This is a genomic window from Ancylobacter sp. (assembly GCF_965279025.1).
Taxonomy (GTDB): Bacteria; Pseudomonadota; Alphaproteobacteria; order Rhizobiales; family Xanthobacteraceae; genus Ancylobacter.
Map to the genome: position 1 here is coordinate 1,510,462 of NZ_OZ257132.1, position 21,152 is coordinate 1,531,613.

A 21,152-nucleotide genomic window follows, 5' to 3' on the forward strand; every position below is an offset into this window, starting at 1 on the left:
TTCACGGCGCGCGGCGCGAATGAGCGGCCAGCAGCGCCAGCGCCGCCGGGGTCATGCCGTCGATTCGTCCGGCCTGGCCAATGGTACGGGGCCGAATCGATTCCAGCTTCGCCTTGATCTCGTTGGAGATCCCGGCAAGGCCGCGATAGTCCATCTCGCCGATCTCCGCCGCTTCGTCGCGGCGGAATGAGGCAATGTCGGCTTCCTGGCGGTGAAGATAGACGGCGTATTTGGCGTCGATCTCCACCTGCTCGCCGATACGCGCATCCTCCGCCGCGGCCTCGGGCCAAATGCGGCAGATGTCGGCCCAGCCGACATGCGGATAGGACAACAGGTCGAAGGCGGTCCGCCGCTGCCCGTCGCGGTTCAGGGTCAGGCCGTGCCGGTCGCCCTCCCCCGGCGTGATCGATATGGCGCGGCTCCAAGCCGTCACCCGCGCGAGCGCCTCGCTCTTGGCGGCGAAGTGCGTGCGCCGCGACGCGCCGACGAGACCGAGAGCGTCACCCTGCGCCGTCAGTCGCTGGTCGGCATTGTCGGCCCGCAGCGACAACCGGTACTCGGCGCGCGAGGTGAACATGCGATAAGGCTCGCTCACCCCGCGCGTGACGAGGTCGTCGACCATCACGCCAATATAGGCCTGCGAGCGGTCGAAGACCGCGCCGTCGGCTCCCCCCGCGCGCCGGGCGGCGTTGAGCCCTGCGAGCAGCCCTTGCGCCGCGGCCTCCTCATAGCCCGTCGTTCCATTGATCTGGCCGGCGAGGAACAGGCCGCGCGCCTTGCGCACCTCAAGGGTCGGCTCCAGCTCGCGCGGGTCGACGTGGTCATATTCGATGGCGTAGCCCGGCCGCATCAGGCCGACCCGCTCCAGCCCGGGGATGGTCGCCAGAAGCTGGCGCTGAACCTCCTCCGGCAGCGAGGTGGAAATGCCGTTGGGATAAACCGTCGGGTCGTCGAGCCCCTCGGGCTCCAGGAAGATCTGGTGGCCTTCGCGCTCGCCAAAGCGGACAATCTTGTCCTCGATGGACGGGCAGTAGCGCGGCCCGACGCTTTGTATGTTGCCGGAGTACATCGCCGAGCGGCCGATATTCGCGCGGATCACCGCATGCGTCTGCGGTGTCGTACGGGTAATACCGCATTGCACCTGGCGATTGGTGATGGCGTCGGTCAGGGTCGAGAATGGTTCCGGAGGCAAATCGCCGTCCTGCATCTCCAGCCCCGCCCAATCGATGGTCCGGCCATCGAGGCGCGGCGGCGTGCCGGTCTTCAGCCGGCCGAGCGCCAGCCCCAGCGCCGCCAGCGACGCAGACAGGCCGCGCGCGGGTGCCTCCCCCATCCGGCCGGCCGGTATCTGCTGATCGCCGATGTGGATGAGCCCGTTCAGGAAGGTGCCGGTGGTGACTACGACAGCGCCGGCGCGCATGGTCCGGCCATCTGCGAGAACGAGACCCGCGACGCGGCCGTCCGTGAAGACCAGCCGGTCCGCCTCACCTTCGACGACCGATAGGTTCGGCTGCGAATCGATCGCGCGCTGCATGGCCTGCGCGTAAAGCTGCCGGTCGGCCTGCGCTCGCGGACCGCGCACGGCCGGCCCCTTGCGGCGGTTGAGCACGCGGAACTGGATGCCGCCCTGATCGGCGACCAGGCCCATCAGCCCATCCAGTGCATCGATCTCGCGCACGAGGTGGCCCTTGCCGAGCCCGCCAATCGCCGGATTGCACGACATGGTGCCGATCGTCGCATGGCTGTGCGTTACCAGCGCTGTATGCGCGCCGAGCCGCGCGGCGGCGGCGGCGGCCTCGGTGCCGGCATGTCCGCCGCCGACAATAACGACGTCGAAAGAGAGATCGGGGTTGGTCATGAGGCTCGGAAGGTTGGCGCACCACGACATGAGTGCCGCGCGCGGAATGGAAGAGGTTCAGCCAGCGAATCGGCCCGACGTCAAGCCGGCATGCTTTCGCCGCAAGCTGGGGAAACCGGCGCGACCTGATTCACGTGAAACATTTCGTTTACGAATCGGCCCGCGCGCTGCCGCTGTTTCACGTGAATCCCCTCTCCTCCGGCAGGTTATTTGCCGATGCAGAACTCGCGGAACACGACATCGAGAAGGTCCTCGACGCCGATAGCCCCGGTGATGCGGCCGAGCGCGCGCGCCGCCAGCCGCAGCTCCTCGGCGAGAAGCGCGTCGTCGAGATCGTCCCACCCCCCCAGAGCCACCCTCAGATGCGCACCGGCCTCTTCGGCGTTGGCACGGTGCCGCTCCCGGATCAGCGCGGGGTGCTCACCCTCCCCCGCCCGATCGCCGACGAAGCGCCCAATGGCGTGGGAGAGCTGATCCAGCCCCTGCCCTTCGCGGGCCGAGACGGCGAAGCTCTGCGAGGCCCAATCCCCCTTCAGGGCGCCGGACTCCCCGCGCTTGTCCTGCTTGTTGCCTACCAGCCAGACATCGACGCCGGCGTCGTTGAGAGGCCGATCCGCAGGTGCCGATGCGGCCGCCGCGTCATGCACCCACAGCACGAGATCGGCCTGCGCGATGCGGGCCCGGGCGCGGCGAATGCCCTCGGCCTCAACCTTGCCCTCGGCCTGGCGCAGCCCCGCCGTGTCGACGAGCGTGACCTTGTGACCGTCCAGATCGAGCGCGATTTCCAGGAGGTCGCGTGTCGTCCCGGGCTCGTCCGAGACGATGGCAACGTCGCGCGCGGCCAGCGCATTGATGAGCGAAGACTTGCCGGCGTTGGGCAGGCCGGCGATGGCGACCACCGCGCCTTCCCGAACCATCGCGCCGCGACGATCGGACAGCGCGTGCACAAGCTCGGCCAGCAATGCCTCCACCTCGGGCCGCGCCAATGCGCGGGCTTGCGCCGGCACATCGTCCTCATCGGCGAAGTCGATGCCAGCTTCGACCAGCGCCATCGCCCGGATAAGGCGGTGGCGCCAGTCCTCGACCTGCTGGCCGAGATGGCCGAAGGCGTGGGCGAAGGCCAGCCGACGCTGGGCTTCGGTTTCCGCGCCGATCAGATCGGCGAGGCCTTCGGCCTCGGTCAGGTCCATCCGTCCGTTCAGGAAGGCGCGCCTGGTGAACTCGCCACGCTCGGCCGGGCGCACGCCGGGCACCGCCAGCACCGCGCCGAGCACTGCCGCCATCACGGCGCGGCCGCCATGGATCTGCAATTCGGCCATGTCCTCGCCGGTGGCGCTGTGCGGTGCGGGAAACCACAGTACCAGCCCCTGGTCGAGAGCCTCCCCGGAAACCGGATGACGCAGCCGCGCCAGCGCCGCCCGGCGCGGCTCCGGCCGGCGCCCCGCCAGCGCCGCGATGACCTCCCCCGCCGCCGGGCCGGACAGGCGGATGACCGCCACCGCGCCACCGGTTCCCGAGGACACTGCCGCGATGGTGTCTCCCGTCGCGGCGTCGCCAAATGCGCTTTTCTCCTGCACGCTCACCCGCTACGCCCTATCTCTTGAATCGGCCGCCCGCTGCCGAACAATTGCTGCACCTGTCATACGCCGGAGAGACCGCTTGCCCAATCACCTCGCCGACGCCGCCAGCCCCTATCTGCTGCAGCACAAGGACAACCCCGTCGACTGGTGGCAGTGGCAGCCGGAAGCCTTCGAGGAAGCCCGGCGGACACGCCGGCCGATCCTGCTCTCCATCGGCTATGCCGCCTGCCATTGGTGCCATGTCATGGCGCATGAGAGTTTTGAGGATGATGCGACGGCGGCGGTGATGAACGAGCTGTTCGTCAACATCAAGGTCGATCGCGAGGAACGGCCAGAGGTCGACCAGATCTACATGGCCGCGCTGCAGCAGCTCGGCGTGCAGGGCGGCTGGCCGATGACCATGTTTCTTGACCACGAGGGGGCGCCGTTCTGGGGCGGCACCTATTTCCCCAAGGAGGCGCGCTATGGGCAGCCCGCCTTCACCGACGTGCTGAAGACCATGGCCGGCGCCTATGCCTCCAGCGATCCGCGCATCACCCAGAACCGCGCCGCCCTGCTCGAGCGGCTGCGTCAGAAGGCCCGCCCCGCCGGCCAGGTGGTAATCGGCACCAACGAGCTCGATGACGTCGCCGGGCGCATTCTCGGCATCATGGATACCGAGCATGGCGGGTTGCAGGGCTCGCCCAAATTCCCCAATACGCCGTTTCTGGAGCTGCTGTGGCGCGGATGGGAGCGCACCGGCCGGGAGCGGCTGCGCGACGCGGCGCTGCACGCGCTCGACGGCATGAGCGAGGGCGGCATCTACGACCATATCGGCGGCGGCTATTCCCGCTACTCCGTCGACGATCGCTGGCTGGTGCCGCATTTCGAGAAGATGCTCTACGACAATGCGCAGATCCTCGACCTGCTCGGCCTTGCGTATAGCGAGACGCTGGCCGAGCTGTTCCGCTCCCGCGCCGAACAGACCGTGGGCTGGCTGCAGCGCGAGATGATGACGCAAGGCGGCGCCTTCGCCGCCAGCCTGGATGCCGATTCGGAGGGGCATGAGGGCCGTTATTATGTCTGGACGCTCAAGCAGGTGCTCGATGCGCTCGGCGCCACGGACGCGGAATTCTTCGCCCGCCATTACGACATCGTCCCCTTCGGCAATTGGGAAGGTGTTTCGATCCCGAATCGTTTGAAGGAGGTCGCTCGCAGCGGCGCCGACGAGGCGCGCCTTGCGCTGCTGCGCGACAAGCTCCTCGCGGTGCGCGAGGCCCGCGTGCCGCCCGGCCGCGACGACAAGGTGCTGGCGGATTGGAACGGGCTGATGATCGCCGCGCTCGCCAATGCCGCGCCGCGTTTCGGCCGGCCGGAATGGGTGGAACTGGCCGCCGGGGCGTTCCGCTTCGTCGCGGAAACGATGGTGCGGGAGGGTCGGCTCGGCCATAGCTGGCGCGAGGGAAGGCTCGTCTTCCCCGGGCTCTCCTCGGATTATGCCGCGATGATCGGCGCCGCCCTCGCCCTGCATCAGGCCACCGGGGAACGACATTATCTGGATCTGGCGGTCGACTGGCAGTCACGGCTGGAGAGCCATCACGCCGCCGAGGATGGCGGCTACTACCTCACCGCCGACGATGCAGAGGGGCTGATCCTGCGGCCTGAGGCTACGGCCGACGACGCCGTCACCAACCCGAACGCGCTCATCGCCCGCAACCTCGTCCGCCTTGCCGTGCTGGCGGGCGACGACGCCTATCGGGCGCGCGCCGACCGCTTGTTCGACGGGCTGCTGCCGCGCGCGGCGCCGAATCTCTACAGCCATGCCGGACTGCTCAACGCGCTCGACACCAAGCTGCGGGCGCCGGAGATCGTCGTCGTCGGCAATGGCGAGGATGCCGACGCGTTGTTTGAGACCGCCCGCCGGCTGCCGCGAGCCGACATCACCGTGCAGCGGATCGAAGACGCGGCGCTTCTCCCGCCGGAGCATCCGGCACGCGCCAAGGTGGACGCGCTTGCAGGAGGCAACGCCGCGTTTGTCTGCGCCGGAGGCGTATGCTCGCTTCCCGTTACGGAATCGAATCGATTGGCGGACGCGGTGCAGACCGCCGCGCCGGGCTAGGGCTTGCCGCAGATAGGCTCTCGCAGCTCACACGAAGCCCCCGCCGCCTGTTTGCAGAGCGCGGGGATAAGCCTGTGGATAAGTGGCGCACAAAAACGCCGGCCCCGGCATAAATCCACAGAAATGGCCGCTGACGGGCTTTTTCGGTTCTGTGATGGACGGATCGGAAGTGACCCTCCTCGCCCGCCCTGAGTCAAATGTGAGGGTCATCGTTTCGGGAGCGAAATATCGTTTGGAGGGCATGCACGCCTTCCGAACCGCTCTAACCGAAGTTTTCCGGGCAATTTTGCAATGTCGTGAATGACAGCATCAGCGGCATCGGCTGATGCCGCTTGGTTCAGTATTTCCGGCTGAACTGGATGTTCGCGAACATCAGCGGCACCACCAGCATCAGCGCGCCGGCGAGGTCCGCCTGCAGCACATAGGCGAGCCCCAGTTCTTCCCGCACCGCCGGACCGATGACCGGGTCGGCGAAGTCGGCCACCAGGCTTGCGACGAAGAGCGCGGTGGGAAGCCAGACCGCCAAGGGCAGCCACCAGCGCCGGCAGGCCATCACCCAGCTGAGCGCGGCGATGCCGATGACGAAGAGCCACAGCTCGGCCGGCGGCGGTTCCCGCTCGATCACGCCGGCATGAACCGGAGCGGCAAGCAGCAGCGCCGCAGGAAACGACATCAACGAGAGCTGGAAGAACCGTCCTGCGCTCATGCCCGCCTCCTCGCGGCGTTCGTTCCGTGTTGGGCTCAGGTGTTCATGGAATCGAAGAAGTCGCCATTGGTCTTGGTCTGGCGCAGCTTGTCGACCAGGAACTCGATGGCGTCGACCGTCCCCATCGGGTTCAGGATGCGACGCAGCACGTACATCTTCTTCAACACGTCCGCCGGCACGAGCAGTTCTTCCTTGCGGGTGCCCGAGCGGGTGATGTCGATGGCCGGGAAGACCCGCTTGTCCGACACCTTGCGGTCGAGGATGACCTCGGAATTGCCGGTGCCCTTGAACTCCTCGAAGATCACCTCGTCCATGCGCGAGCCGGTGTCGACCAGCGCGGTGGCGATGATGGTCAGCGAGCCGCCTTCCTCGATGTTGCGGGCCGCGCCGAAGAAGCGCTTGGGGCGCTGCAGGGCGTTGGCGTCGACACCGCCGGTCAGCACCTTGCCGGACGACGGCACGACAGTGTTGTAGGCGCGGCCGAGACGGGTGATCGAATCCAGCAGGATGACCACGTCGCGCTTGTGCTCGACCAGGCGCTTGGCCTTCTCGATCACCATTTCCGCGACCTGCACATGGCGCTGGGCGGGCTCGTCGAAGGTGGAGGACACCACCTCGCCCTTCACCGAGCGTTGCATGTCGGTGACTTCCTCCGGCCGCTCGTCGATGAGCAGCACGATGAGGTAGCACTCGGGATGATTGGTGGTGATGGACTGGGCGATGTTCTGCAGCAGCACCGTCTTGCCGGTGCGCGGCGGCGCCACGATCAGGCCGCGCTGGCCCTTGCCGATCGGCGCCACGACGTCGATGACACGGGCGGAGAAATCCTTGCGGGTCGGGTCTTCGATTTCGAGCTTCAGCCGCTCATCGGGATAGAGCGGGGTGAGATTGTCGAAATTGATCTTGTGCCGGATCTTGTCCGGGTCCTCGAAATTGATCGTGTTGACCTTGAGGAGAGCGAAGTAGCGCTCGCCATCTTTCGGGGAGCGGATCTGGCCCTCCACCGTGTCGCCGGTGCGCAGACCGAAGCGGCGGATCTGGCTGGGCGAGACATAGATGTCATCGGGGCCGGGCAGATAATTGGCATCCGGCGAGCGCAGGAAGCCGAAACCGTCGGAAAGGATCTCGACCACGCCCTCGCCGATAATGTCGGTGTCGCGGGCGGCGAGCTGCTTGAGAATGGCGAACATCAGCTCCTGCTTGCGCAGCGTGCTGGCGTTCTCGACCTCAAGTTCCTCGGCCACGACGAGAAGTTCGGCGGGGTTCTTGGACTTGAGGTCCTGGAGCTTCATTTCCCCCATGGGAAAGGGCCTCGATATTTAAATGTGGACGTAGCCGGTCAGGGAAAGACCCGCCGGAACGACAAAAGGTGGGAAGCGCTGGTCTGCGGACCCAGGCCGAGAATATCGGCTTCTTGTCCGGCACACCGGGCGGCATCGGGGAAGATGCCCGCCTGAACGGAGCGACAGCCAGCTTCGTGGAGTTCGCGCACCATAGGCAAAGGCACGATTCGGCGCAAGTCCGCCGTAAGCGGCTTTAAACCGGTCAAAACGGCTTTACGATGACCATGATGACGATGCCGATCATCAGCAGCGTCGGCACTTCGTTCATGATCCGGTAGAAACGCGCCGGGCGTGCGTTGGCGTCGCGCGCAAAATCGGTGACCCAGCGGGCCTGAAATTCCTGCGCGACGCTCAGCCCGATGACAAGCGCCAGTTTCACGTGAAACCATCCGGCGGCGAACCACCCCCCCTGCCAGGCAAGGTACAGCCCGGCCAGCCAACTTACCCCCATGGCGGGGCGCGCAATGGCCTTGAGCAGTCGCCGTTCCATGATCTTGAAGGTTTCGGACTGCGGCGAGCCAACCGGGGCGTCGCAGTGATAGACCATGAGCCGCGGCATGTAGAGCAGCGCCGCCATCCACGAGATGATGGCGATCACATGCAGCGCCTTGATCCACTCGTAGAGCATGGAAAACACTCGCTTCGCTTCCAAAGCCGTCATGGCCGGGCTTGTCCCGGGCATGACGGCCCGTATGCGGAACCTGGCTCAGCCGCCGCGAATCCGGGCAATCATCTGTTCGACATGGGCGATGGGCGTCTCCGGGCGGATGCCGTGGCCCAGATTGAACACATGCGAAGCCCCCTGGAAATCCGCCAATAGGGCGTCGACCGCGGCATCGAGCGCGCGCCCGCCGGCGATCAGGGTCAGAGGGTCCAGATTGCCTTGCAACGCGCATTTGCCGCCCAGCGCATAGCGCGTCGCCGGCCGATCGGCAGTCCAGTCGAGCCCGACCGCATTGACCCCAGTCGCCCGCACCATGGCGGTGAGGCCCGAGAGCGTCGCCCCCTTCGGAAAGGCGATGATCCGCGCGCCCGGCAGCTCGGCACGCACCAGCGCCACGATCCGGCGGATCGGTTCGATCGACCAGCGCCGGAAGCTCTCGGGATCGAGCACGCCGGCCCAGCTGTCGAATATCTGCACCGCATCCGCGCCGGCCCGGAGCTGGCCGATGAGATAGCGTGCGGAGGTCTCCACCAACCGGTCGATCAGCGCGGTGAAGAAAGCGGGATCGGTCAGCGCCGCCAGGCGCGCCGGCGCCTGGTCGGGCGTGCCCCGCCCGGCGATCATGTAGGTCGCCACCGTCCACGGCGCCCCGCAGAAGCCGAGCAGCGCCGTCTCGGCGGGAAGCTCGGTGCGCAGGCGGCCGACGGCTTCGAGCACCCGGTCGATCTTCGAGGGATCGAGATCCTCGCGCAGCGCCGCGAGTTCGGCTCCATTGGTGACCGGCACGAGGCGCGGGCCCTCGCCGGTCTCGAAGGTCAGCGGACAGCCCAAAGCATGCGGGACGACGAGAATATCCGAGAACAGGATGGCTGCATCGAAGCCGAAGCGTCGGATCGGCTGGAGGGTCACCTCGACGGCATAGTCCGGCGTGTAGCAGAGGGTGAGGAAATCGCCGGCCTTCTCGCGTACCGCCCGATATTCCGGGAGATACCGCCCCGCCTGGCGCATCATCCAGATCGGCGTGCGCTTTGGCACATGCCCGTCCAGCGCCTGCAGCATGATCGACTGTCCGCTCACGCTGCCACCCGTCCTTCCGTCCCTGCCACGCTGCTCACCGTCCGGTTATCCCCGCGCTCTTCATACTTCTTTAATCACTTTGAATCGAAAGTTGTCTGTGTTTAGAGCAGGGGATTAGACATGTTCCTCGCCGCTCACAACACGCCCCCAGCCTGGCGCTCGCCGGTGCGTCCGCGCGCGATGGCAAACGCCAGTACCGATAAGCGCTTATGACAGGCGCGGCAGATTATCCACGCAGTTCGCCATGGCCGTCTTGATTTTGCGCACAGGCGGGTGGCTTGTGGAGGAATCGGGCCTCTATCCCCAGGGCCCACTTGCGAACGTGTAAAGGGCGTGGCTTGTTCCCTGCCTATGCACAGGCCTGTGGATGACCGGCGTGACTGATGCCGCCCGCCCGTCGGAGAGCTATTACCACCTCCATCTCGTGTCGGATTCGACCGGCGAGACGCTGATCAGTGTCGGCCGCGCGGCTGCGGCACAGTATGACGTGAAGCCGATCGAGCACATTTACCCGCTGGTGCGCTCGCACAAGCAGCTCGACAAGGTCGTACAGGCGATCGACGAATTTCCCGGCATCGTGCTCTACACCCTCACCGATCGCGAGCTGCGCAACCGGCTGAAGACCTATTGCCGCGATCATGGCGTGCCGGTGTTGTCGGTGCTGGCGCCGGTGGTGCAGCTGTTCCAGGCCTATCTCGGTGGCGTACCCGAGCCGCGCGTCGGCGGCCAGCATCAGCTCGACGGCGATTATTTCCGCCGCATCGACGCGATGAACTTCACCGTCATGCATGATGACGGGCAGCATGTGGATGGGCTGGAGGCGGCGGATGTGGTGCTGCTCGGCATCTCCCGCTCGTCGAAGACGCCGACCAGCATCTATCTCGCCAATCGCGGCATCAAGACCGCCAACATCCCGCTGGTGCCCAGCCTGCCGGTGCCGCCGGGCCTTGCCGAGCTGAAGCGGCCGCTCATTGTCGGCCTGCTCGCCAGCGCCGACCGGGTGGTCGAGATCCGCCGCAACCGGCTGCTCGGCCTCAATGCCGCGCAGTCAGTGGAAGCCTATACCGACCATGACGCTGTAGCGGAGGAGATCGCCTTCTCCCGCCGGCTCTGCGCCCGCCACGGCTGGCCGATGATCGACGTGACCCGCCGGTCCATCGAGGAGACGGCGGCGGCGATCATCGCGCTGCTGCAGGAACGCCGCCGCAAGATGACAGAGAATCCCAATGGTTGATCGCTCCACCGATACCGGCTTGTGGCGCGGCGCGGCACCGCTGGTGCTCGCCTCGAAAAGCCAGGCGCGCCGAGCGTTGCTGGAGGCGGCACAACTGCCCTTCGAGGCGGCCGGGGTGGCGGTCGACGAGCGCGCGATCGAGGCGCAGGCGGTGCGCGAGGGAGCTGCGCCGCCGCTCGTCGCGCTCATTCTCGCCCGCGCCAAGGCGCTGGTGGGCAGCGCCGCCTCTCCCGGCCGCCTGGTCATCGGGGCTGACCAGACGCTGGCGCTGGGCAGCGAGGCGTTCCACAAGCCGGTGGACCGGGCCGGCGCCAAAGCGCAGATCGCCGCGCTCGCCTGCCGCACCCATGCGCTTCATTCGGCGCTTGCAGTGGCGCGGGATGGCGAGGTGCTGTTCGAGACCGTCGAGACCGCCCATCTCACCATGCGCCCACTGGATGAGACGGCGCTCGACGCCTATCTGGCCGTGGCCGGCGAGGCGGTGCTGTCCAGCGTCGGCGGCTACCAGCTGGAGGGGCTCGGCATCCATCTGTTCGAGCGCGTCGAGGGCGACCATTCGGTGATACTGGGCCTGCCGCTGCTGCCGCTGCTCGCCTTCCTTCGCCGTCGGGGAGACCTGCTGTGACACGCCGCGTCGCGATTATCGGCCATCCCGTAAGCCATTCACGATCGCCGCTGATCCATGGCTATTGGCTGCGCCAGCACGGTATCGATGGCGACTACGGCGTGCGCGACGTCGCGCCGGAGGATATTGCGCCCTTCCTGGCAGACTTCCCGGCGTCCGGCCTGGTCGGCGGCAACGTCACCGTGCCGCACAAGGAGGCGGCCTTCCGGGCCTGCGCGGTGCGGGATCCGGTCGCTGCGGCGCTCGGTGCCGTGAACACGCTCTGGCTGGAGGGCGACAATCTCCACGGCGCCAATACCGATGTTCACGGATTTCTCGCCAATCTGGATGCCGCCGAGCCGGAATGGGCGCGGGCGCTCGGCGAGGCGGTGGTGCTCGGGGCGGGAGGTGCGGCGCGCGCCATCCTCTATGGTTTGCTGGAGCGCGGCGTCGACCGCGTGGTGGTGGCCAATCGCACCCTTGCCCGCGCGCAGACGTTGCGCGACCAGTTCGGCCCGCGAATCCTGCCCGTCGACTGGCGCGATCTCGGCGGGCGGCTCATCGGGTGCCGGCTGCTGGTCAACACCACCTCGCTCGGCATGAAGGGCCAGCCGCCGCTCGACCTGGACCTCTCCGCGCTGTCGCCCGACGCGCTGGTGACCGATATCGTCTATGTGCCGCTGGAGACGCCGCTGCTCAAGGCCGCCAAGGCGCGCGGCCTCGCCACGGTCGACGGGCTCGGCATGCTGCTGCACCAGGCGGTGCCCGGCTTCGCGCGTTGGTTCGGCGTGCGCCCGGAGGTGACGCCCGAATTGCGGGCGCTGGTGATCGCCGACCTGAAGGCCAAGGGGCAGTTCGCGTGAGCCCTGCCCGTCCCTTCCGGCTCGGCCTCACCGGCTCGATCGGCATGGGCAAATCCACCACCGCGCAGATTTTTCGCGACATGGGCGTGCCGGTGCACGATGCCGACGCGGCCGTTCACGCGCTCTATGGCGCGGAGGGCGTTGCGCCGGTGGAGGCGGCGTTTCCCGGCGTGGCGGTTGAAGGGCGCATTGACCGAGGCCTGCTCGGCGCGCGCGTGCTCGGCGACGACGCGGCGATGAAAAGGCTGGAGGCCATCGTCCATCCGCTGGTGCAGGCACGCGAAGCGGCGTTCCTGGAGCGTGCTGCGGTGGCCGGCGAGCCGATCGCCGTGCTCGACATTCCGCTGCTCTACGAGACCGGCCGCGAAGGCCGCGTCGATGCGGTCCTGGTTGTCAGCGCACCGGAAGAGGTGCAGCGCGCCCGGGTTCTTGCCCGTCCGGGGATGACGGAGGCGAAGTTCGCGGCCATCCTCGCCCGGCAGGTGGCGGACGCCGAAAAACGCCGGCGCGCCGATCATGTGCTCGACACCAGCCGGGGGCTGGACCATGCCCGCACCGCCGTGGCAGAGCTGCTGGACGCGCTGCGCCTGAAGCTCGGCCGGCATGAGAAGCAGGGAGACGGCGATGCGTGAGATCGTTCTCGACACCGAGACCACTGGCCTCAACCCGCTCACCGGCGACCGGCTGGTCGAGATCGGCTGCGTCGAGATCTATAACCGCATTCCCACCGGGCAGGTCTTCCACGTCTATCTCAACCCCCAGCGCGACATGCCGGTGGAGGCGTTCAACGTCCATGGCCTGTCGGCGGAATTTCTCGCCGACAAGCCGCTCTTCCCGCACGTCGTGGACGATTTCCTGGCCTTCATCGCCGGCGACCCGCTGGTGATCCACAACGCCGCCTTCGACATCGGCTTCCTCAATGCGGAACTGGCGAAGATCGGCCGGCCGGTGCTGACCTTCGACCGGGTGATCGACACGCTGTCCCTCGCCCGCCGCCGGCATCCTGGTGCGTCGAATCGTCTCGACGACCTGATGAACCGCTACGGCATCAACAGCTCGCGCCGCACCAAGCATGGCGCATTGCTGGATTCGGAGCTGCTGGCGGAAGTCTATGCCGAGCTGTGCGGCGGCAAGCAGACGGCGTTGAGCCTGACCGCCGCCGAAACGACGGCGATCGTGATCGAGGGGCAGGTGGCGACGCCGCTGCAGCGCCCGCGCCCGCTGGCGCCGCGCCGGAGCGAGGCGGAGGACGCCGCGCACGCGGCCTTCATCGCTACGCTGGGCGAAAACGCCATCTGGAACGAATACACGGCCGGAAGCTGACGCCGCCGGCCGTGCTTTTCACATCAGGCTGTCGCGGTCTGGCGCCTCAGGAGGCGAGAACGTTGCTCGGCGCCTGCTGCGCCATGCGCTGGCGATAAAGCGTCACGAAGTCCACCGGGTCGATCATCAGCGGCGGGAAGCCGCCATTGCGCACGGTGTCGGCGACGATCTGGCGCGCGAAGGGGAAGAGCATGCGCGGGCATTCGATCAGCACGAAGGGGTGGATCGTCTCCTGCGCCACGTTCTGGGCGCGGAAGATGCCGGCATAGACCAGCTCCAGCGCGAACAGCGTCTTGCCATTCAGCTCGGCCTTGGCCTCGACCTTCAGCTCGACTTCGTACTCGGTGCCGTCGCGCAGCGGCTTGGCATTAACGTTGATCTGGATGCCGATCTGCGGCTGGCCCTTCACGACCAGCGATTCCGGTGCGCCCGGATTCTCGAAGGACAGGTCTTTCGTGTACTGCGTCAAAACCTGCAGCGTCGGCATCTGGGCGTTTTCGGTTTCGGCCATAGGTATCTCCGTGGGGTTCGCCGGATCGGCCATCCTGGGCACCGGCGAATGCTGCCGCTGGGTCGGTCATCCCGCCTCAGCCGGTCTTTCAAGGGGCGGGTGTCGCTAACACGGTTGGCTGCGGCTCACAAGCGCGCCTTATCTGCCGGCCGCGAGGCGATGCGCGTGCCCGGCCGCTTTGCGCAGGGTGCGCCTTGCTCTACTGTGAGGGGGATGTCTGGATGCGCTGTTCCGCCCGAAGTGATGACCCAGGGGCAGGGACGGGGTGGCGAAATCGGCCAGACGTCGTAAATAGGTCATGCGGGATGTCCGGTCCGCTGTGCCCGAAAGGGCCGGTGCCGGCGCCACATGATAGACAGGCCAGTGTCGGGTATGGATCCGGCGGCGGCATAACAGCGGCGACTGAGACGTGTTCGACATTTATACGATCATCTTCCTGGCCCTCGCCGTGTTCATCTTCATACGGCTGCGGAGCGTGCTGGGTCAGCGGACCGGGCGCGAGCGGCCTCCCTATGATCCGTATTCGCGCAACGATGCCGCAAAGACACCCGTCGGGGCTTCCGACAAGGTGGTGAATTTCCCCGGCGCGGCCAATGACAAGCCAGCCGTTCCGGCACCGGTGGAACCGGTGGCGAGCGACGAGCCGGCGCCGGCGCGCTGGGCGGGCGTGGCCGAAGTCGGCTCGGCGGTGGCCAACGGCCTCGACGCCATTGCCGCGCAGGAGCGCGAATTCGACGCCAAGCATTTCCTCACCGGCGCCAAGGCCGCCTATGAGATGATCGTCGTTGCCTTCGCCAATGGCGACCGTGCCAATCTCAAGGACCTGCTGGCCCGCGATGTGTTTGACGGCTTTGCCGCCGCCATCACCGACCGCGAACAGCGCGGCGAGAAGATGGAGACGCAGTTTGTCGGCATCGACAAGGCGGAGATCATCGAGGCCGAGGCGCGTGGCCGCTCGGCACAGATCACCGTGCGCTTCCTCTCCCAGCTCATTTCCGTCACCCGCGACAAGACCGGCGCGGTGATCGACGGCGATCCCGAGCAGGTGGCCGACGTCACCGATGTGTGGACCTTCGCGCGCGAACTCGGTGCCCGCGACCCCAACTGGAAGCTGGTCGCCACCGAAGCGGCTTCGTGAGAAGATGACGGGGTGCGCACCCATCTCGTCATCGCAGCGCTTTCCGGGATTCTGACCGGCGCCCTTGCCCTCGGCGAGGGTCCCGCTTTTGCGTCCGCACCGCCGACATTGTTTCCGCAGGCGGCTCTCGAGCCGACCGGCTTTGCCGATCTTCCCGGCTGGGCGGCGGACGACCACGCCAAGGCGCTGGCGACCTTCCGCCGGAGCTGCGGCGCTATCGCCCGCAAGCCGGACCTCGTCCAACCTCCCCGCCCGATATTCACCGCGCTGCGGCAGATCTGTGCCCGCGCGGCACGGCTGCCGGTGAAGGTCGACGACAGGGCAGCGCGCGCCTTCTTCGAGAAGGAGTTCCGCCCCTACCAGATCACCGCCCTCGACCAGCCCAACGGTTTCCTGACCGGCTATTACGAGCCGGAAGTGGAAGGCGCACGCACGCGCTCGGACGCTTTTGCCACGCCGCTTTACGCCCGCCCCGGCGATCTCATCATCGAGGCGCCGCCCGGCGGCGGGCCGCCGACCAACAAGAGCGGCGCCTTCCGCAAGGTGGATGGCGCGCTCGTGCCCTATCACGACCGCGCCGCCATCGAGGACGGGGCTCTCGGCGCCGAGGCGCACGCCGTCGCCTGGATCCGCGACCCCGCCGACGCCTTCTTCGCCCATATCCAGGGCTCGGTGCGGGTGCGCCTGCCGGATGGCGAGGTGCTGCGGCTGAACTATGACGGGCACAACGGCCAGCCCTACACGCCGATCGGCCGCCTGCTCATCGAGCGCGGGCTGGTGCCCCGCGAGAAGATGTCGATGGACGCCATCCGCGCCTATATCGCCGCCCATCCCGAGGAAGGGCGCGCGCTGATGCGGCAGAACCGCTCCTATGTCTTCTTCCGTGTCGCCCATGAGCTGAAGGCCGATGACGGCGCGGTGGGGGCGCAGGGGCTGCCGTTGACGGCCGACCGCTCCATTGCCGTCGACAAGGCGATCCATGTCTACGGCACGCCCTTCTTCATCGACGCCGTGCTGCCGATCGGGCCGGAGGCGGCCGACCAGCCTTTCGAGCGGCTGATGATCGCGCAGGATACCGGCTCGGCCATTGTCGGCCCTGCCCGGGCGGACATTTTCTTCGGCGCCGGCAAGGAAGCCGGCACGCGTGCCGGCCGCATCCAGCATCATGGCCGGTTCGTCATCCTGTTGCCGCGCGCGCTCGACCCGGCCCACGCGCGCGTGCCGCTGCCGAAGCGCCGGCCGCTCGTTCCCGCCGCCGTGTCGGAGACGCCGTGATGGCAGGGCCAACCGAGCCGCGCGGGCGTCCGCGCCGGCGGCGCCCCCTCGATGCCGAGGAGAGGGCGCTGTGGGATCATGTCACCCGCTCCATCAAGCCGATTCGCCCGCCGAAGCGGGCCGCCGTGCCGGTGATCGAGACCGTTGCCGTGCCGGAGCCGGAGCCGGCTGCCGACAAGCCGCCCCGCGCCGGCCGGGCCATGCCGATCCCCGTTGTGCCGGTGCCCAAACCGCCCGGCCCGCCGCCGCTAACGCCGCTGGAGCCGAAAATGCGCCGTCGCCTGGCGCGCGGGGCGGAGGTCGATGCACGGCTCGACCTGCACGGCATGACCCAGGCTGCGGCGCATGGCCGGTTGATTTCCTTCCTGCGCGGGGCGCAGGATTCCGGCCATTCGCTGGTGCTTGTCATCACGGGCAAGGGCGAGGCGATGCGCGTGCTGGCCGGCGAGGGCGGGCGCGGGGTGCTGCGCCGGCTGGTGCCGCAATGGCTGGGTGCGCCGGAACTGCGTACCGTGGTGCTCGGCTTCGAGACGGCGGCGCGCGGCCATGGCGGTGAAGGCGCGCTTTATGTGCGGGTGCGCCGCATACGGGGAGGCCGCCCATGACGCCGTTCGGCCGCCGCCTTCGCGAGATGCGGGGCGAGCGTGGCGTGACGCTCAGCCAGATGGCGCAGGCGATCGGCGTTTCCGCCGCCTATCTCTCGGCGCTCGAACACGGCAAGCGCGGCCAGCCGACCTGGCTCATGCTCCAGCGCATCATGGCCTATTTCAACGTCATCTGGGACGAGGCGGAAGCGCTGCGGGCGCTGGCCGAGATGTCCGATCCGCGGGTGGTGGTGGACACGTCCGGCCTGTCGCCGGAAGCGACCGAGCTGGCGAACCTGCTCGCGCGCGAGATCGCCACCCTGCCGCCCGAGGCGGTGGCCGAGCTGCTCGGCCGGCTGAAGATATTGGGACGGCCGGGTTAGCTGCTGAGCATCTGCGTGCTTCGAGACGCGGGGCAAAGGCGCCCCGCTCCTCAGCATGACGCGGTCGTTTCGTCTTCTTCTGCGATGACCCGCTGGGCAAGGTCATTCATGCGTATCGTCATGCTGAGGTGCCGGCCGTCGGGCCGGCCTCGAAGCACGCGGGCGAGGCCCGCGCTCCCCCCGTTTCACGTGAAACCTTCATTCCGCTCAGCACTCGTTACGGTTCCGAATCAGAGAATGTAGCGGCTCAGATCCGTATTGCCGGCGAGGTCGGCGACGCGCTCGCGCACATAGGCGCCATCCACCACGATGGTCTCGCCGCCGCGGTCCGGCGCGGTGAAGGACAGCTCGTCCAACACCCGCTCGATCACCGTCTGAAGGCGCCGCGCACCGATATTCTCGACGCTGGCATTCACCTGCACGGCGATGTCGGCAATGGCCGCCACCGCGTCCTCGGTGATGATGAGCTCGACGCCTTCCGTGCCCATCAGCGCCACCGACTGCTTGACGAGGCTCGCCTCGGTCTCGGTGAGGATGCGGGTGAAATCCTCCCGGGTCAGCGCTTCCAGCTCGACGCGGATCGGCAGCCGGCCCTGCAGTTCGGGCAGGAGATCGGACGGCTTGGAGACGTGGAAAGCGCCGGAGGCGATGAACAGGATATGGTCGGTCTTCACCGCGCCGTGCTTGGTCGAGACGGTGGTGCCCTCGATCAGCGGCAGCAGGTCGCGCTGCACGCCCTCGCGGGACACATCGGCGCCGCCGCGACGCTCGCTGCCGGCGATCTTGTCGATCTCGTCGAGGAAGACGATGCCGTTCTCCTCCACCGAGCGGATCGCCTCCTGCACGATGGCGTCCTGGTCGATCAGCTTGTCGGCTTCTTCCGAGAGCAGCAGGGGATGCGCGTCCTTCACCGTGACGCGGCGCGGCTTGGAGCGGCCGCCAAAGGCCTTGCCGAGCATGTCGCCGAGCGAGACCGCGCCCATCTGCGCGCCCGGCATGCCGGGAATCTCGAACATCGGCATGCCCTGGCCACTGCCGGAGGAAATCTCGACCTCGATTTCCTTGTCGTCCATCAGCCCGTCGCGCAGCTTCTTGCGGAAGCTCTCGCGGGTGCCGGACGAGGCGGTGGTGCCGACCAGCGCGTCGAGCACCCGTTCCTCGGCGGCGAGGTGCGCCTTGGCCTCGACACCCTTGCGGCGCACGTCGCGCACCAGGCCGATGCCGACCTCGACCAGATCACGGATGATCTGCTCGACATCGCGCCCGACATAACCGACCTCGGTGAATTTGGTGGCCTCGACCTTGAGGAAGGGCGCGCCGGCGAGCCGGGCGAGGCGGCGGGAGATTTCCGTCTTGCCGACGCCGGTGGGGCCGATCATCAGGATGTTCTTGGGCAGCACTTCCTCGCGCAGCTGGCCTTCCAGCTGCTGGCGCCGCCAGCGGTTGCGCAGGGCGATGGCAACCGCCCGCTTGGCCTTGTGCTGGCCAACGATGTAGCGGTCGAGTTCGGAGACGATTTCGCGGGGCGAGAAGCTGGTCATGATGATGCAATATGTGTGGTGAGAAGGGCGTTCGGATGCGGCAGGCGCCGCGCGAAACGGGCCGGGAGCAGGGCGAGCACGGCCCGGCGCAGCGGATGCCACAAGGCGCTGAGCAGCAGGATGAAGGCGCCGAGCACGAATATGGTCAGCGGCGTCGTGCTGCCGGCAAAGCCGCTGCCCTTCATGAGCGAGGCAAAGGCAAGGCCGGCATAGGCGAGACCGGAGACCAGCAGCGCGCGGCGGTCGATCAGCACCGCGACCACGCCGAGCCCGGCGAACACCGCGAGTATCGGCAGCGCGCTTCCCTCGCCGGGCGCGCCGTCCGGCCAGATGAATCCGCGGATCAGCGGATGCACGATCATCGGCGCCGCCAGCAGATGCAGCCAGAAGGCGATGTCGGTGCGCCGCGTGAGCCGCTGCGGATCGCTCATGTCGAAGCGCATCGCGAGGGCGAAGACGCAGAGGCCGCAGACCATGAGCACCGGATTGATCGCGGCCGCGAGGCCGCCGGGTGCCGCGGCAGCCACGAGGCCGACCACGACCGAGACCAGAGCGGCGGCCGCGGCGGCGATGGTGATCGGCACCCGAAAGCGCCAATAATGCAGCATTGCGGCCGCCAGCGTCGCCAGTCCGGCCAGCACCAGCACCAGCGGATTCTCGCCGAGCGACAGGAGGCTCGGGATGAGGGGCGGGATGACGCCGAGCCATGTGGACGACGCCATGAACACCGATGCGCAGAACACCACCAGCAGCACGATGCTGGGCAGGGCCATGCGCTGCACGCGGGTGAAGAATTCCGCCAGCAGCCAGCTGGCCACGCCGATGACGGCCCACATGCCGGCAGCGCCGAGCGCCTCGCCGAAATAGCTCAGCGCGCCGAGGAACAGCGCCAGCCCGATGGTGACGAAGATGTCGCCGAAGCCGGTGATGAAGCGCAGCCGCTCGTCGTCGTCCGGCTGCGGGAGGACGGCATCCGTGCCGGGCGCCAGCTCCGCCTCCAGCGCGCGCAGGCTTTCCGCCTGGTCCGGCGTGATGACGCCGCGCTCGGTGGCGATGAGGACGGTGCGGTCCGAGATGGTCACCCGATCGTCTCCACCACGACATTGTGGTTGGTATAGATGCAGATATCGGCGGCGATGCCGAGAGACTTGCGAACGATCGCCTCTGCGTCCTGCCCGCTATCGGCGAGCGCGCGGGCGGCCGCCAGCGCGAAGCCGCCGCCCGAACCGATGGCGGCGATGCCGTTCTCAGGCTCCAGCACGTCGCCGGTGCCGGTCAGCACGAGGGAGATGTTGGCATCCGCCACGATCATCATCGCTTCCAGCCGGCGCAGATAGCGGTCGGTGCGCCAGTCCTTGGCGAGCTCGACGGCCGCGCGCTGCAGTTGGCCGGGATACTGCTCCAGCTTGGTCTCCAGCCGCTCGAACAGGGTGAAGGCATCCGCCGTGGCGCCGGCGAAGCCGCCGATCACGTCGCCCTTGCCGAGCCGGCGTACCTTGCGGGCGTTGGATTTCATCACCGTATTGCCGAGCGTCACCTGCCCGTCGCCGCCAATGGCGACACGCCCGCCGGCGCGGACGGAGACGATGGTGGTGCCGTAAATCGTATCGGGAGAATGGGACATTTAGGGCTCCGGTCGAGAGCCCTTACTTAAGGCCTGAAAACGCCCGCGCAACACGCCGGCCGCCGGTATCGGCTGCCGTGCGTCGGCATATGGCCTTGCAACACGTTAGCTGCTAAGACGCGCGCTCTTTCGGGAGCCTCTCGCCATGCGCACGGCCAGCATCACCCGCGCCACCAAGGAAACGCAGATCCGCCTCTCCGTCGATCTCGACGGCACGGGGAAGGGCACGATCGGGACCGGCGTCGGCTTCTTCGACCACATGCTGGACCTGCTGGCCCGCCATTCGCGCATCGACATGGAGATCGAGGCCAAGGGCGACCTGCACATCGATTTCCACCACACGGTGGAGGATGTCGGCATCGCGCTCGGCCAGGCGGTGAAGACGGCGCTCGGCGACATGCGCGGCGTCACGCGCTACGCCAGCCTGCATCTGCCGATGGACGAGACGCTGACCCGCGTGGCGCTCGATATTTCCGGCCGCCCCTTCCTGGTGTTCCGCACGGAGTTTGCGGTGCCGAAGATCGGCGAGTTCGACACCGAGCTGGTGCGCGAGTTCTTCCAGGCCTTTGCGATGAATGCCGGGCTGACGCTGCATGTCGAGACTCTGTATGGCGTCAACGCGCACCATATAGCGGAGAGCTGCTTCAAGGGGCTGGCCCGCGCTCTGCGCGCGGCGGTGGCCATCGATCCGGCGGCAGTGGGGGAAATCCCCTCCACCAAGGGCAGCCTTGGCGGCTGAACGCACA

21 protein-coding genes are annotated in these 21,152 nt (G+C 67.7%); 11 read left to right on the forward strand and 10 right to left on the reverse strand.

Features of this window, described 5'->3' with window-relative positions; translation table 11 throughout:
* Position 1: 1 nt before the first annotated feature.
* Positions 2–1,858 (reverse strand): tRNA uridine-5-carboxymethylaminomethyl(34) synthesis enzyme MnmG, encoded by a 1,857-nt coding sequence (gene mnmG / locus ACQY76_RS06985; RefSeq protein ID WP_428032165.1) that lies wholly within the window; start codon positions 1,856–1,858, stop codon positions 2–4.
* A 206-nt stretch (positions 1,859–2,064) separates the two neighbouring features.
* Positions 2,065–3,441, reverse strand: coding sequence for a tRNA uridine-5-carboxymethylaminomethyl(34) synthesis GTPase MnmE (gene mnmE, locus ACQY76_RS06990; protein WP_428032166.1), 1,377 nt, complete (start codon positions 3,439–3,441; stop codon positions 2,065–2,067).
* A 76-nt stretch (positions 3,442–3,517) separates the two neighbouring features.
* Here mnmE and ACQY76_RS06995 point away from each other — a divergent pair, with 76 nt between their 5' ends.
* On the forward strand, positions 3,518–5,536 hold the full coding sequence (locus ACQY76_RS06995; RefSeq protein WP_428032167.1) for a thioredoxin domain-containing protein: 2,019 nt from the start codon (positions 3,518–3,520) through the stop codon (positions 5,534–5,536).
* 337 nt (positions 5,537–5,873) lie between these two features.
* Here ACQY76_RS06995 and ACQY76_RS07000 read toward each other — a convergent pair whose 3' ends face one another.
* The 4 genes from ACQY76_RS07000 to hemE all read right to left on the reverse strand — a co-directional run bounded on the left by ACQY76_RS07000 (position 5,874) and on the right by hemE (position 9,308).
* Positions 5,874–6,242: a hypothetical protein gene (locus ACQY76_RS07000; RefSeq protein ID WP_428032168.1), complete on the reverse strand. Its 369-nt coding sequence runs from the start codon at positions 6,240–6,242 to the stop codon at positions 5,874–5,876.
* Between the two features lie 35 nt (positions 6,243–6,277).
* Positions 6,278–7,543 (reverse strand): transcription termination factor Rho, encoded by a 1,266-nt coding sequence (gene rho / locus ACQY76_RS07005; RefSeq protein ID WP_428032169.1) that lies wholly within the window; start codon positions 7,541–7,543, stop codon positions 6,278–6,280.
* Between the two features lie 244 nt (positions 7,544–7,787).
* Positions 7,788–8,213: a protoporphyrinogen oxidase HemJ gene (hemJ, locus tag ACQY76_RS07010; protein WP_428032953.1), complete on the reverse strand. Its 426-nt coding sequence runs from the start codon at positions 8,211–8,213 to the stop codon at positions 7,788–7,790.
* A gap of 78 nt (positions 8,214–8,291) precedes the next feature.
* Positions 8,292–9,308 carry a uroporphyrinogen decarboxylase gene (gene hemE, locus ACQY76_RS07015; protein WP_428032954.1) on the reverse strand — a complete coding sequence of 339 codons (1,017 nt, stop codon included), beginning with the start codon at positions 9,306–9,308 and terminating at the stop codon, positions 8,292–8,294.
* A 385-nt stretch (positions 9,309–9,693) separates the two neighbouring features.
* Here hemE and ACQY76_RS07020 point away from each other — a divergent pair, with 385 nt between their 5' ends.
* Genes ACQY76_RS07020 through dnaQ form a run of 5 tightly spaced genes read left to right on the forward strand, consistent with a single transcriptional unit; the run spans position 9,694 to position 13,350 of the window.
* Entirely contained in the window at positions 9,694–10,560 is an 867-nt protein-coding gene (locus ACQY76_RS07020; RefSeq protein WP_428032170.1) for a pyruvate, water dikinase regulatory protein, read from the forward strand.
* Positions 10,553–11,185: a Maf family protein gene (locus ACQY76_RS07025; protein ID WP_428032171.1), complete on the forward strand. Its 633-nt coding sequence runs from the start codon at positions 10,553–10,555 to the stop codon at positions 11,183–11,185. Before ACQY76_RS07020 ends, ACQY76_RS07025 begins: the two co-directional genes overlap by 8 nt.
* Entirely contained in the window at positions 11,182–12,027 is an 846-nt protein-coding gene (locus ACQY76_RS07030; protein WP_428032172.1) for a shikimate dehydrogenase, read from the forward strand. Before ACQY76_RS07025 ends, ACQY76_RS07030 begins: the two co-directional genes overlap by 4 nt.
* 44 nt (positions 12,028–12,071) lie before the next feature.
* Positions 12,072–12,659: a dephospho-CoA kinase gene (gene coaE, locus ACQY76_RS07035; protein ID WP_428032955.1), complete on the forward strand. Its 588-nt coding sequence runs from the start codon at positions 12,072–12,074 to the stop codon at positions 12,657–12,659.
* Complete coding sequence (gene dnaQ, locus ACQY76_RS07040) at positions 12,652–13,350, forward strand: DNA polymerase III subunit epsilon (RefSeq protein ID WP_428032173.1); 699 nt, start codon at positions 12,652–12,654, stop codon at positions 13,348–13,350. The genes coaE and dnaQ overlap by 8 nt, the downstream gene beginning before the upstream one ends.
* Positions 13,351–13,396: 46 nt before the next feature.
* Here the strand turns inward: dnaQ and secB are convergent, their stop codons facing one another.
* The gene (gene secB / locus ACQY76_RS07045; protein ID WP_428032174.1) at positions 13,397–13,861 is read right to left on the reverse strand and encodes a protein-export chaperone SecB; all 465 of its coding nucleotides are present in this window, start codon (positions 13,859–13,861) and stop codon (positions 13,397–13,399) included.
* Between the two features lie 409 nt (positions 13,862–14,270).
* On the opposite strand from secB, the gene ACQY76_RS07050 reads away from it, so the two are divergent.
* The 4 genes from ACQY76_RS07050 to ACQY76_RS07065 are packed head-to-tail and all read left to right on the forward strand — an operon-like array spanning position 14,271 to position 17,241.
* Entirely contained in the window at positions 14,271–14,999 is a 729-nt protein-coding gene (locus ACQY76_RS07050; RefSeq protein WP_428032175.1) for a Tim44/TimA family putative adaptor protein, read from the forward strand.
* Between the two features lie 12 nt (positions 15,000–15,011).
* Entirely contained in the window at positions 15,012–16,274 is a 1,263-nt protein-coding gene (gene mltA / locus ACQY76_RS07055; protein WP_428032176.1) for a murein transglycosylase A, read from the forward strand.
* Positions 16,274–16,879, forward strand: coding sequence for a Smr/MutS family protein (locus tag ACQY76_RS07060; RefSeq protein ID WP_428032177.1), 606 nt, complete (start codon positions 16,274–16,276; stop codon positions 16,877–16,879). Before mltA ends, ACQY76_RS07060 begins: the two co-directional genes overlap by 1 nt.
* Entirely contained in the window at positions 16,876–17,241 is a 366-nt protein-coding gene (locus tag ACQY76_RS07065; protein ID WP_428032178.1) for a helix-turn-helix domain-containing protein, read from the forward strand. Before ACQY76_RS07060 ends, ACQY76_RS07065 begins: the two co-directional genes overlap by 4 nt.
* Before the next feature lie 230 nt (positions 17,242–17,471).
* Here ACQY76_RS07065 and hslU read toward each other — a convergent pair whose 3' ends face one another.
* The 3 genes from hslU to hslV are packed head-to-tail and all read right to left on the reverse strand — an operon-like array spanning position 17,472 to position 20,406.
* Positions 17,472–18,782 (reverse strand): ATP-dependent protease ATPase subunit HslU, encoded by a 1,311-nt coding sequence (hslU, locus tag ACQY76_RS07070; protein ID WP_428032179.1) that lies wholly within the window; start codon positions 18,780–18,782, stop codon positions 17,472–17,474.
* Positions 18,779–19,864, reverse strand: a complete 1,086-nt coding sequence (locus ACQY76_RS07075; RefSeq protein WP_428032180.1) for a hypothetical protein — start codon at positions 19,862–19,864, stop codon at positions 18,779–18,781. Before ACQY76_RS07075 ends, hslU begins: the two co-directional genes overlap by 4 nt.
* Positions 19,861–20,406, reverse strand: a complete 546-nt coding sequence (gene hslV, locus ACQY76_RS07080; RefSeq protein WP_428032181.1) for an ATP-dependent protease subunit HslV — start codon at positions 20,404–20,406, stop codon at positions 19,861–19,863. Before hslV ends, ACQY76_RS07075 begins: the two co-directional genes overlap by 4 nt.
* Positions 20,407–20,551: 145 nt before the next feature.
* On the opposite strand from hslV, the gene hisB reads away from it, so the two are divergent.
* Complete coding sequence (gene hisB, locus ACQY76_RS07085) at positions 20,552–21,145, forward strand: imidazoleglycerol-phosphate dehydratase HisB (protein ID WP_428032182.1); 594 nt, start codon at positions 20,552–20,554, stop codon at positions 21,143–21,145.
* Positions 21,146–21,152: the final 7 nt, after the last annotated feature.